12 protein-coding genes and 1 pseudogene are annotated in these 11,313 nt (G+C 66.7%); 5 read left to right on the top strand and 8 right to left on the bottom strand.

The genetic code is table 11. The features are described from left to right. Window positions 1-526: nuclear transport factor 2 family protein (locus WA965_RS01740; RefSeq protein ID WP_526446974.1), on the top strand; the 526-nt coding region annotated here is incomplete at its 5' end. On the opposite strand, the gene ulaA is transcribed toward WA965_RS01740, so the two are convergent. From ulaA to WA965_RS01720, 4 genes and pseudogenes are all read right to left on the bottom strand, one after another. Further along, window positions 444-2,009 carry a PTS ascorbate transporter subunit IIC gene (gene ulaA / locus WA965_RS01735; protein WP_526297462.1) on the bottom strand — a complete coding sequence of 522 codons (1,566 nt, stop codon included), beginning with the start codon at window positions 2,007-2,009 and terminating at the stop codon, window positions 444-446. The two genes, WA965_RS01740 and ulaA, sit on opposite strands and share 83 nt — an antisense overlap. 19 nt (window positions 2,010-2,028) lie before the next feature. After that, the gene (locus WA965_RS01730) at window positions 2,029-2,802 is read right to left on the bottom strand and encodes a PTS sugar transporter subunit IIAB (RefSeq protein WP_526297460.1); all 774 of its coding nucleotides are present in this window, start codon (window positions 2,800-2,802) and stop codon (window positions 2,029-2,031) included. A gap of 96 nt (window positions 2,803-2,898) precedes the next feature. Then, window positions 2,899-3,489 (bottom strand): annotated as a pseudogene (locus WA965_RS01725) (carboxymuconolactone decarboxylase family protein); the annotation flags it as partial. A gap of 21 nt (window positions 3,490-3,510) precedes the next feature. Continuing rightward, window positions 3,511-4,023 carry a CGNR zinc finger domain-containing protein gene (locus tag WA965_RS01720; protein WP_526446972.1) on the bottom strand — a complete coding sequence of 171 codons (513 nt, stop codon included), beginning with the start codon at window positions 4,021-4,023 and terminating at the stop codon, window positions 3,511-3,513. Window positions 4,024-4,107: 84 nt separating this feature from the next. Between WA965_RS01720 and WA965_RS01715 the strand changes: the two genes are divergently transcribed. Together WA965_RS01715 and WA965_RS01710 are read left to right on the top strand one after the other, a co-directional pair. Beyond that, window positions 4,108-4,971 carry an alpha/beta fold hydrolase gene (locus WA965_RS01715; RefSeq protein ID WP_526294731.1) on the top strand — a complete coding sequence of 288 codons (864 nt, stop codon included), beginning with the start codon at window positions 4,108-4,110 and terminating at the stop codon, window positions 4,969-4,971. 43 nt (window positions 4,972-5,014) lie between these two features. Then, complete coding sequence (locus WA965_RS01710; RefSeq protein WP_526294729.1) at window positions 5,015-6,202, top strand: AI-2E family transporter; 1,188 nt, start codon at window positions 5,015-5,017, stop codon at window positions 6,200-6,202. A 48-nt stretch (window positions 6,203-6,250) separates the two neighbouring features. On the opposite strand, the gene WA965_RS01705 is transcribed toward WA965_RS01710, so the two are convergent. The 4 genes from WA965_RS01705 to sdhC form a co-directional block, all read right to left on the bottom strand. Continuing rightward, window positions 6,251-7,021, bottom strand: coding sequence for a succinate dehydrogenase/fumarate reductase iron-sulfur subunit (locus tag WA965_RS01705; protein WP_526294727.1), 771 nt, complete (start codon window positions 7,019-7,021; stop codon window positions 6,251-6,253). Continuing rightward, window positions 7,021-8,775, bottom strand: coding sequence for a succinate dehydrogenase flavoprotein subunit (gene sdhA, locus WA965_RS01700; protein ID WP_526446970.1), 1,755 nt, complete (start codon window positions 8,773-8,775; stop codon window positions 7,021-7,023). The genes WA965_RS01705 and sdhA overlap by 1 nt, the downstream gene beginning before the upstream one ends. Before the next feature lie 16 nt (window positions 8,776-8,791). Beyond that, window positions 8,792-9,211: a succinate dehydrogenase hydrophobic membrane anchor subunit gene (locus WA965_RS01695; protein WP_526299582.1), complete on the bottom strand. Its 420-nt coding sequence runs from the start codon at window positions 9,209-9,211 to the stop codon at window positions 8,792-8,794. A 65-nt stretch (window positions 9,212-9,276) separates the two neighbouring features. After that, window positions 9,277-9,615 carry a succinate dehydrogenase, cytochrome b556 subunit gene (gene sdhC / locus WA965_RS01690; protein WP_526299580.1) on the bottom strand — a complete coding sequence of 113 codons (339 nt, stop codon included), beginning with the start codon at window positions 9,613-9,615 and terminating at the stop codon, window positions 9,277-9,279. Window positions 9,616-9,954: 339 nt separating this feature from the next. Here sdhC and WA965_RS01685 point away from each other — a divergent pair, with 339 nt between their 5' ends. Together WA965_RS01685 and WA965_RS01680 are read left to right on the top strand one after the other, a co-directional pair. After that, window positions 9,955-10,371: a cytidine deaminase gene (locus WA965_RS01685; RefSeq protein WP_526299578.1), complete on the top strand. Its 417-nt coding sequence runs from the start codon at window positions 9,955-9,957 to the stop codon at window positions 10,369-10,371. After that, the coding region (locus tag WA965_RS01680) for a thymidine phosphorylase (protein ID WP_526446968.1) at window positions 10,368-11,313 on the top strand (946 nt) is incomplete at its 3' end. The genes WA965_RS01685 and WA965_RS01680, both read left to right, overlap by 4 nt.

The following is an 11,313-nucleotide window of genomic DNA, read 5'->3' as shown; positions in this document are numbered from 1 at the left end:
GGCCCGCCGCGCGGTCCGCGATGCGCCCCCGCCCGCTGCCGATCACGATGAAGTGGTGGGAAAGCTGTTGGCGGCCATGGCTTCCGGTGATCTCGGCGCTGTCGTCGCGGTGCTGCATCCCGACGTGACGTTCACCGGCGACTCGAATGGGCGCGCGCCGACGGCGGCGCGCGTCATCCACGGCAGCGACAAGGTGGCGCGGTTCCTGCTGGGGCTGGCGCAGCGGTACAGGCCGCGGTTGTTGTCCAGCGGCAGGCCCGGTCTGGTCAACGGCGAGTTGGGCGTCTACACGGCCGGTGCCGAGACCACCGGCGAGTGGCCGGTCCTCTCGCCGCGCATCCAGGCGCTGACGGTGCACAGTGGACGGGTGATCGCGGTGTACGACATCGCCAACCCGGACAAGTTCAGTGCCTCTCCCTTGCACCGCGAGCGCTGCCGAAATGTCACCCCGGAGGCGGTGGCGGTGCCGGCGCGCCCTTGGGAATCGGGATCTTCGGGTAGCTGCGTGAACCGGCGACCTCGGTGACCTCCTCGCCATCGCCGGACCCGGCGGACTCGACGGGGGCGCGACCCGGCGACGGATCCCAACCGGTGTCGACGAGCTTGCGCTGCACGGCGATGGCCAGCCCGAGCAGTGCGGCGGCGATCAACAACATCACCACCACCCCCCAGACCGTGCCCAGTTTGGCGGCGTTGCCCAGCAGGATTCCGTACCAGCCGAAGTCGGCGTCGCCGAAGGTGGTGTTCTCCTCGCCGAAGGCGCCGAGCACGCGCACCAGCAAGGCCGGCAGGAAGGTGATCAGCAGACCGTTGACAAAACCGCCGGCGATGGCGCCCCGACGTCCGCCGGTGGCGTTGCCGTAAACGCCGGCGGCGCCACCGGTGAAGAAGTGCGGGACCAAACCGGGCAGCACCAGCACCCAGCCGAACGCCGGACCCAGCCACAGCGACAGCACGGCCAGGCCGGCCAGCCCGGCCACGAAGCTGGAGATGAACCCGATCAGCACCGCATTCTGCGCGAAGGGGAAAACGATCGGTGCGTCCAGAGCGGGTACCGCGCCAGGGACGATCCGTTTGGCGATGCCCTGGAACGCAGGCACCAGTTCGCCGAGGATGGTGCGAACTCCGAACAGGATCACCGCGACCGCGACACCGAAGCTCAGGCCCTGCGTCACGCCCAGCATCACGTAGTTGCCGACTCCGCTGGCCGCACCGGCGCCGGTGTCGTCGGCGAACGCCTCGAACGCCGTGTCCTGGCCCGCCCTGGCGAGATAGACCAGCGAGACGATCACATACATCAGCACCATCGACAGCGCTGTCGCCACCATCGAATCCCGGAGAAAGCGGAGGGATTCCGGCAGCTTGAGGTCCTCCGTGGACCGGCTCTTGGCGCCGCCGACGAACCGACCGGTGATGCCCGAAGCGATGTAGCCCAGCGTGCCGAAGTGCCCGATCGCGATGCTGTCGTCACCGGTGATGCGCTTGGTCCACGGTTGGGAGATCGCCGGCAGTGCGACCATCACGACACCCAGCAGCAGACCACCCACCAGCACGACCGTGGTCGCGGACAGGCCGGAGGTGGCCAGCACGATCGTCAGCAGTGTGGCCATGAACAGCGTGTGATGGCCCGTCAGGAACACGTAGTGCAGCGGGGTGAACCGGGCCAAGATCAGGCTGATGGCAAAGCCGAGGATCATCAACCAGGCAACCTGGCCACCGAACTGGTCCTGTGCGATGCCGACGATGGCCTCGTTGGTGGGCACCACTCCCTGGCTACCGGTTGCGCCCTCGATCATCACCCCCAGCGGCTCCAGGGACGAGGTCACCAGGGTTGCCCCCGCGCCGATCAGCAGGAAGCCAAGCGTGGCCTTCAGTGCTCCGCCGATCACCTGTCCGGTGGATTTGCGCAGCGCGATCAGGCCGACCGCAGTGATGATGCCAATGAGATAGGCTGGTACAGAGAGAATTTCGTTTACGAAGAACTCGGCGATGCCGACCAGCCAATCCACAATGAACCCCTTCGTGTTCTCAGATGTCGTAGGAGTCGCGCAGGGTTTTGTCCACCTCGCCCGTGGAGGTGAAGTTCTCGATCACCTTCACCGGTACGCCGACGTCGCCGAGGGTTCGGGCGATCTCACCGGAGGTCAGAATCAGGTCGGCTTCCTTGGCCCTGCCCTTGGCCGAGATGGTGTCGGTGGCCTCGACTCTGATGAACGGCGCCCAGCCCCAGGTGGACAGCACCTGCTCCAGCGTGTTCTTCAGAAACAGGCTGGTGCCCAACCCATTTCCGCAGACGGTCAGGATCAGGTTCTTGGCCGGTGGGGTGTCGGCGGCCGCCGCCCGGGAAGAGGGCGCCGAACCGCCCAGAGCGACCAGCAAATCGGCAGGGGTCGCAGCGGTGTCCAAGGCTGCGCGTCTGTCCGGATCGCCCAGCAGTTTGGCCAGTTCGGCCATCGCGGTGTTGTGCGCACCGGAATCGGTGGCGGCCAGCGCGACGACCAGCGAAACCGGATCATTGGTCTTGTGCCCGAAGGCAACTGGATTGGCCAGCCGGACCCAGGACATACCGGTGCGCTTGACCGCAGCGGACGGTCTCGCGTGGGCGAAGGCGAATCCCGGCGCCACCACGATATAGGGGCCGTTGGATTCGACGTTGTCGACCATCGACTGCGTATAGGTCGCATCGGCGATGCCGTCGCGTTCCAGCAGTCCGCCGGCCGCGACGATCGATTCCTGCCAGGTGTCGGCTGCCACGTCGAGTTCGATGCACTGCGGGGCGAGTAGCTCGAGCAGGTCGGCCATGGGCGAACGATACCCAAATCGATGGGGGTCGTTGTGGGGTTTGCACCGCCTGTCATATCGCCGCGCGCAGCGTCGCCGCCGAACGCTACCGAAATGTCACCCAGCCCAGGGCACCCGGCATGCGTCGCCGGAGTTGAAGCCCTGTTCGGTGATGCCCAGCGCCGAGTACATCCGGGCCCGCATGTTCTCCAAGCCGATGTGATAGCTGAGCTCGAGGACCCCGTCGTCGCCGAAACGAGCACGCAGATCGGCCACCTGCTCATCGGTCACGGCGTGCGGGTCGGTCGTCATCACATCGGCGTAGGCGATCGCGGCCCGCTCGTCGTCACTGAACAGCGCAGAGGTCGCGTAATCGTCGACGTGCTTGAGCCTTTCGACATCGAGACCGTCCAGTCGCTGCAGCATCGAGCCGAAGTCGACACACCACGAGCATCCGATCGTTCGTGCAGTCCAGAACACCGCCAGCTCGCGCACGCTGGCAGGCAGCTTCGTCGACGCGGAACCCACCATGCCCTCGTGGACGGCGTTGGCGAGCAGCAGACGTCGATGGTGGGCTCCGACGGCGAACGGTTCCGGGACTTCGCCGAACCGCCGCTTCAACACGCGGTAGATCAGCCGGGTCGGCAGCGAGGTCTGGGCGGGGGCCAGGGGAGCGATGCGGGTTGTTGTCATACCTGTCAGACGAGACAGCCGGCGAAAGTGTGACAGTCAGCCGCGACTGCGCTGGTAGTGGCGGCGGGCCTTCATGCGGTTGCCGCAGATCGCCATCGAGCACCACCGGGCGGTGTTGGGCTTGCTCCGGTCGATGAGGAACAGATGGCACTCGGTGTTGGCGCACGGGCGCAGTCGTCCCGGGCTGGTGATTCGCAGCCCGTCCCAGGCGAGCACGGCCCTCGCGGCACCGGCGGCGGCGTCGTCGACGTCGAGTCGCCAGGTCACGCCGGCCTCGCTCGCGGTCGGGACCAGGCGGGCGCAGTCCAGGAACGGTTGCAGCGTCACCGCGGGTTGGTCGCCGCGGACGACGGCCTGCACCGCGGCGCGGGCGTCGGTGAGGGCCGTCCATGCCGCGGCGGTCGCGGGGATCCCGTATGCGGTCATCCAGGGCGCAGCGGCCGCGACGTCGGCGAGTGCGTCGGTCGGGACCCCGTCGATCACCGGCGTCGTGTTGAGCAGGTCGAGGAGGAATGCCTCGTCGTCGGCGCCCGTCGCATACACATCCATAACTAACCTCCAAAAGACTATTGACAGGTTACACGAACCCGGGTTCAATCGGACTAACCAGTCAAACCCAGTTGAGGAGTTAGTATGGAAACCGTTCACCACCGCTACGCCACGATCGACGGACGCCAGGTCTTCTATCGCGAGGCGGGTGCTCCCGACGCCCCGGTGATCGTGTTGCTGCACGGATTCCCGACGAGCTCGTTCATGTTCCGCAACCTGATCCCCGCGCTCGCCGACCGCTACCGGGTGATCGCTCCGGACTTCCTCGGTTTCGGCTACACCGACGCTCCGTCGGTCGACGACTTCGACTACACCTTCGACGCCCTGGCCGAATCGGTCGCGGGCCTGCTGACCGAGCTCGGCGTCGCGCGCTATGCGATCTACGTGCAGGACTACGGCGCGCCCGTGGGCTGGCGGCTGGCGCTGCGAGACCCACAGGCCATCACCGCGATCATCACGCAGAACGGCAACGGCTACGACGCCGGCTTCGTCACCGACGGTTGGGTGCCGGTGTGGAACTACCAGCGCGAGCAGACACCGGAGACGGCGGCGGCGCTGCGCGAGTTCCTGAGCTATGAGGCCACCAGGACGCAGTACGTCGCCGGTGTGCCCGACGAGAGCGTGGTCAGCCCCGACACGTGGCACCACGACTTCGCGCTGCTGTCGCGTCCCGGCAACGACCTGATCCAGCTCAAGCTCTTCCTGGACTATGCGACGAACCCCAAGCTCTATCCGTCGCTGCATGACTACCTGCGCGCCAGCGCAGTTCCGCTGCTGGCGGTGTGGGGCGACAAGGACCCGTTCTTCGGGCCGGACGGTGCGCGCGCCTTCGCTGACGACGCCGTCGACGCCGAGATCCACCTCCTCGACGGCGGCCACTTCCTGCTGGAGAGCGCGTTCGACGAGGTGACCGCGCTGATCCGCGATTTCCTGTCCCGGCGTCTGTGACTTCGGCGTGCTTGAGAGGGCGCGCGACGGGTAGAACAGGCGGGTGGACGAAAAGACATCGGCTGTCGGCGCGCGTGGGCCGATCTTCAGCGCCCATCTCCGCTCGAGTGCGACGGTCGCGGTGCAGTTCGTCGCGGTGGCGGCCGGTCTGTGGGTGCTCTCGTGGGTGATCGGCAAGACATGGGTGATCGTCCTGCCCGTGCTGCTGGCGGTGATCGCCTGCACGGTGCTGTGGCCGCCGGTTCGGTGGTTGCGAAAAAAGGGCCTGCCGCCGGCGGCGGCGGTGCTGATGACCCTGTTGCTCGCCGTGGTGGTGATCGCCGGTGTGGTGGCGGCAGTGACTCCGGCGATCGTCGATCAGTCCGGTGAGTTGGCCGAGCAGGCCACGGCCGGCGTCGTGCAGGTGCGGGATTGGCTTGGCGGTCCGCCGCTGAACATCAGTGAAGCGCAACTGAATTCAGCGGTCGCGGCGATCAACGACACCGTGAACTCGAGCAGCGCGCAGATCGCGACGGGGCTGTTCACCGGGGTGGGCGCCGCGACGTCGGCGCTGGTGACCCTGTTCACCGCCATCGTGGTGAGTTTCTTCCTACTCAAAGACGGCCCGCGGTTCCTGCCCTGGCTGCGTCGCACCGTCGGCAGGCCCGCCGCACCGCACGTCGCGGCAATTCTCGAGCGAATCTGGTCGACCATCGGAGGCTTCATCCGGACACAGGCGCTGGTCAGCTTGGTGGACGCGGTGCTCATCGGCATCGGCCTGGTGATTCTCGGGGTGCCGCTGGCCTACGCCCTGGCGATCATCACGTTCATCGGCGGCTTCGTCCCCATCGTCGGTGCGTTCGTCGCCGGTGGTCTTGCGGTACTGGTCGCGTTGGTGTCGAACGGTCCGGTGGACGCGCTCATCGTGCTGGGCATCATCGTGGCGGTGCAGCAGTTCGAGGGCAATGTGCTGCAGCCGTGGTTGCAGTCGAAGTCGATGAATCTGCACGCGGTGATCGTGCTGCTGTCGGTGACACTGGGCGCCACGGTGTTCGGCATCATCGGGGCGTTCCTGGCCGTCCCGGTGGCCGCCGCGCTTGCGGTGATCCTGCGCTACTACGACGAGCAGGTGAGCCTACGGGCCGGCGAGGACCCGCGGCCGGAAGCCGACGACGGGGACGAGGCCGACTCCGAACCCGAGGCCGACGACGAGGCCGAGGCCGACTCCGAACCCGCGAATCCGGCGCGCTGAGTGACGCTCAGCGTCGCGGAACGCGCCTGATTCGCCGAGAAAAGAGAACTAGCGCGCGAACATCAGGGCGCGCTTGACCTCTTGGATCGCCTTGGTCACCTGGATGCCACGCGGGCAGGACTCGGTGCAGTTGAACGTGGTCCGGCAGCGCCACACCCCGTCGACGTCGTTGAGGATGTCGAGCCGCTCGGCGGCCCCCTCGTCGCGCGAATCGAAGATGAACCGGTGGGCGTTGACGATCGCCGCCGGCCCGAAGTACGAACCCTCGCTCCAGTAGACCGGGCAGCTGGTGGTGCAGCACGCGCACAGGATGCACTTGGTGGTGTCGTCGTAGCGGGCCCGGTCGGTCTGGCTCTGGATCCGCTCGCGGGTCGGCTGATTGCCGGTGGTCATCAGGTACGGCTTGATCGCCCGGAACGCGTCGAAGAACGGCTCCATGTCGACGATCAGATCCTTCTCCACCGGCAGGCCGCGGATCGGCTCGATGGTGATGGTCAGCTGCTTGGAGGCCTTCTTGGGCAGCATGTCGCGCATCAGCACCTTGCAGGCCAGCCGGTTGACGCCGTTGATGCGCATGGCGTCCGACCCGCACACGCCGTGCGCGCAGGACCGCCGGAACGTCAGGGTCCCGTCGAGATACCACTTGACGTAGTGCAGCAGGTTGAGCAGCCGATCCGACGGAAGGCACGGCACGCGGAAGCTCTGCCAGCCCGCCGCGTCGGGGTCTTCCGGGTTGAACCGGGCGATCTTCAGCGTCACCATCACCGCGCCCTCGGGCACGGGCGGGGTCTCCTGCTTGTCGATCGTGGGTGCAGTCATCAGTACTTCCGTTCCATCGGCTCGTACCGCGTCTGTGTCACGGGCTTGTAGTCCAATCGGATGTCGGAGAGCAGATCGGAGCCCTCCTTGTAGGCCATCGTGTGGCGCATGTAGTTGGTGTCGTCGCGGTTGGGGTAGTCCTCGCGGGCGTGCCCGCCGCGCGACTCCTTGCGATTGAGCGCTCCGGCCACGGTGACCTCGGCGAGCTCGAGCAGGAAGCCGAGTTCGATCGCCTCGAGCAGATCACTGTTGTAGCGCTTGCCCTTGTCCTGCACCGTGATTCGCGCGTAGCGCTCCTTGAGTGCGTGGATGTCGGTCATCGCCTGCTTGAGGGTCTCCTCGGTGCGGAACACCGCGGCGTTGTTGTCCATCGACTGCTGCAGTGCGCCCCGGATGTCGGCGACGCGTTCGTTGCCGTGCTCGGAGAGGATGTCGCCCACCCAGTTGGTCACCATCTCCGCCGGCTTCGACGGCATGTCGACGAAGTCGTGGCCGAGTGCGTAGTTCGCGGCGGCGATTCCGGCGCGACGACCGAACACGTTGATGTCGAGCAGTGAGTTGGTGCCCAGGCGGTTGGCGCCGTGAACCGACACACACGCACACTCGCCCGCGGCGTACAGGCCGGGGACGACGGTGGTGTTGTCGGAGAGCACCTGACCGTTGACGGTGGTCGGGATTCCGCCCATCACGTAGTGACACGTCGGGTACACCGGCACGAGTTCCTTGACCGGGTCCACCCCGAGGTAGGTGCGGGCGAACTCGGTGATGTCGGGCAGTTTGGCCTCGAGCACGTCGGCGCCGAGGTGGCGCACGTCGATGTAGACGTAGTCCTTGTTGGGGCCGGCGCCGCGACCCTCGAGCACCTCGAGCACCATCGACCGGGCCACGATGTCGCGGGGCGCCAGGTCGACGATCGTCGGCGCGTAGCGCTCCATGAACCGCTCACCCTCGCCGTTGAGCAGGCGGCCGCCCTCGCCGCGCACCGCTTCGGAGATCAGGATGCCCAGGCCCGCCAGGCCTGTCGGGTGGAACTGGTGGAACTCCATGTCCTCCAAGGGAAGTCCCTTGCGGAAGATGATTCCCAGCCCGTCGCCGGTCAGGGTGTGGGCGTTCGATGTGGTCTTGTACATCCGGCCTGAACCGCCGGTGGCGAACACGATCGCCTTGGCGTGGAAGACGTGGATGTCACCGGTCGCCAGTTCGTAGGCGACGACGCCGGTGGCCACCGGGCCGGACGGGGTGTCGGTCAGGGTGATGTCGAGTGCGTAGAACTCGTTGAAGAACTCGACGTCGTGCTTGACGCAGTTCTGATACAGCGTCTGCAGGATCATGTGGCCGGTGCGGTCGGCGGCGTAACACGCGCGTCGCACCGGGGCCTTGCCGTGGTCACGGGTGTGCCCGCCGAAGCGGCGCTGGTCGATGCGGCCCTCGGGGGTGCGGTTGAAAGGCATCCCCATCTTCTCGAGGTCGAGCACCGCGTCGATGGCTTCCTTGGCCATGATCTCGACGGCATCCTGGTCGGCCAGGTAGTCGCCGCCCTTGACGGTGTCGAAGGTGTGCCACTCCCAGTTGTCCTCTTCGACGTTGGCCAGCGCGGCGCACATGCCGCCCTGGGCCGCGCCGGTGTGCGACCGGGTCGGGTAGAGCTTGGTCAGCACCGCGGTGCGGGCCCGGGGGCCGGCTTCGACGGCCGCGCGCATGCCCGCCCCGCCGGCACCGACGATGACGACGTCGTAGCGATGTTCCTGAATCATCGTTGCTCCCTGCAGATCAAGAGATCGTCGCGTCGAAGGTCAGCAGCACGTAGGTGCCCAGTACCAGGGTGAACGCCATCGACAGCGCCAGCAATGTGTTGAGCCAGAACTTCGTGGAGTCTTTTCGGGTGTAGTCGGCGATGATCGTGCGCATCCCGTTGCCGCCGTGCAGTTGCGCCAGCCACAGCAGCAACAGGTCCCAGGTCTGCCAGAACGGCGACGCCCAGCGTTGCGCGACGAAGTTGAAGTCGATGCGGTACACCCCGTTTTCCCACATCAGCATGATGAACAGGTGTCCGAGGGCCAGGAAAACGAGCACGACGCCCGAGAACCGCATGAACAGCCAGGTGTACTTCTCGAAGTTGGGCATCCCGCCCGCGCGGCGGGGCGCGCGGGGATTGTCCAGGCCGGCGGGCCGGTCGTGGCTGCGCTGCATCACCGGCGCCGGACCGCCGCGATCGCTGATGTGGTCGTAAGGGTTTTCGCCCTTCACCGACGCGCTCACAGGAACCGCTCCACCATGTGCATGCCGATGACCCCGATCGCTGCGGTGAAGACCGCGATCCAGACGCCCGCGACGACCCACAGCATCAGTCGCTGGTACTTGGGACCGTGTTGCCAGAAATCGATCAGGATGATGCGCACCCCGTTGAGGGCGTGGTAGAGAACGGCGGCGACGAGGCCGATCTCCATCAGTCCGATGATCGGCGTCTTGTACGTCTCGATGATCTCGTTGTAGGCCTGCGGGCTGACCCGGACCAACGCGGTGTCGAGCACATGGACGAACAGGAAGAAGAAGATGGTCGCGCCGGTGATGCGGTGCAGCACCCACGACCACATGCCCGGATCGCCGCGGTAGAGGGTCCACCTCCGCGCCTCGGACCGCGGAGCGGGCACGTCGCCGCTCCCGGTTGTCAGACTCGATGTCTGAGTACTCATCTGGCCTCCAACGCCATCGGTGGACGCTCGGGGCGGGGGTCCCACAGGCTCCCGGTAGGCGTGGCCCTGGGCCGCTGCTCCAAACCTCGGAGCGACTCTAAACCCCTTTGTACTGTTGAACGAACTAGCGTGTGGGCCATATGTCTGGATCGGGGGCCGAAGTTAGGGTCGACTATCTAGGACGTTGCTCACGGAACGAAGTTTTCGGAATGGATTCAGAATCGATTCGGACGGTGGGACATGAGCTCGGAGATCGACTGGAACATGTTGCGCAGCAAGGCAATCGACTGCTCTGAGCATGCCTACGCGCCCTATTCGGGATTCCGGGTGGGGGCGGCGGCACTGGTCGATGATGACCGAACGGTGACCGGATGCAATGTGGAGAATGTCTCATATGGTCTGGGTCTCTGTGCCGAGTGTGCAGTGGTCTGCGCCCTACATTCCGGCGGTGGCGGACGCCTGGTCGCGCTCGCCTGTGTGGGCCCCGACGGCGGGGCTCTGATGCCGTGCGGCCGCTGTCGTCAGGTGCTCCTCGAGCACGGCGGGCCGGACATGCTCATCGACCACCCGCACGGCCCGCGCAAGCTGTCCGAACTGCTGCCCGACGCCTTCGGCCCCGACGATCTGGCCCGCAGCCGTGGTGGGGAATCACCGTGACGCAGTTCACTTTCGACGGTGCGCCCGACTTCGACGCCCCGACGCTCATCCGGACCAAACGCGACGGCGGGGTCCTCGGCGACGACGCCATCGACTGGGTGATCGACGCCTACACCCACGGCCGTGTCGCCGACGCGCAGATGTCGGCGCTGCTGATGGCGATCTTCCTGCGCGGTATGACCACCGCCGAGATCGCCCGGTGGACCGCCGCGATGGTCGATTCGGGGGAGCGTCTCGATTTCTCGGATCTGCGCCGCGACGGGAAACCGCTGGCGTTGGTGGACAAGCATTCCACCGGCGGCGTCGGCGACAAGATCACCATCCCGCTGGTGCCGGTGGTGATGGCCTGTGGTGGTGCGGTTCCCCAGGCCGCGGGTCGCGGACTCGGCCACACCGGAGGCACCCTGGACAAATTGGAGTCGATCCCCGGCTTCACCGCGGAGATCTCCAAAAGCCAGATCCGCCAACAGCTCTGCGATCTCGGCGCGGCGATCTTCGCGGCCGGTGAGCTGGCCCCCGCGGACCGCAAGATCTATGCGCTGCGCGACGTCACCGGCACCACCGAGTCGCTGCCGCTGATCGCCAGCTCGGTGATGAGCAAGAAGATCGCCGAGGGCACCCGGGCACTGGTGCTCGACTGCAAGGTCGGGTCGGGTGCGTTTCTGGCGACCGAGGCCGAGTCGCGAGAGCTGGCGCGCACCATGGTGGATCTGGGCACCGAGCACGGGCTGCTCACCCGGGCGCTGCTCACCGACATGGAGATCCCGCTGGGCCGGACCGCGGGTAACGCCGTCGAGGTCGTCGAGTCGCTCGAAGTGCTCGAGGGCGGCGGACCCGACGACGTCGTCGAGCTGACGCTGGCGTTGGCCGGCGAGATGCTCGACGCCGCGGGAGTCGACGGCGTCGATCCGGCGCAGACCCTGCGCGACGGGTCCGCGATGG

It is taken from the genome of Mycobacterium sp., assembly GCF_049683935.1.
GTDB lineage: Bacteria > Actinomycetota > Actinomycetes > Mycobacteriales > Mycobacteriaceae > Mycobacterium.
This window is presented reverse-complemented; position numbering and strand designations above follow the sequence as displayed.

Coding starts and splice junctions, on each gene's coding strand:
- sdhA (WP_526446970.1), bottom strand. CDS start 8,775: ATGATTCAGGAACATCGCTACGACGTCGTCATCGTCGGTGCCGGCGGG.
- WA965_RS01685 (WP_526299578.1), top strand. CDS start 9,955: ATGAGCTCGGAGATCGACTGGAACATGTTGCGCAGCAAGGCAATCGAC.
- WA965_RS01705 (WP_526294727.1), bottom strand. CDS start 7,021: ATGACTGCACCCACGATCGACAAGCAGGAGACCCCGCCCGTGCCCGAG.
- WA965_RS01715 (WP_526294731.1), top strand. CDS start 4,108: ATGGAAACCGTTCACCACCGCTACGCCACGATCGACGGACGCCAGGTC.
- sdhC (WP_526299580.1), bottom strand. CDS start 9,615: ATGTGGTCGTGGGTGCTGCACCGCATCACCGGCGCGACCATCTTCTTC.
- WA965_RS01730 (WP_526297460.1), bottom strand. CDS start 2,802: ATGGCCGACCTGCTCGAGCTACTCGCCCCGCAGTGCATCGAACTCGAC.
- WA965_RS01720 (WP_526446972.1), bottom strand. CDS start 4,023: ATGGATGTGTATGCGACGGGCGCCGACGACGAGGCATTCCTCCTCGAC.
- WA965_RS01695 (WP_526299582.1), bottom strand. CDS start 9,211: ATGCAGCGCAGCCACGACCGGCCCGCCGGCCTGGACAATCCCCGCGCG.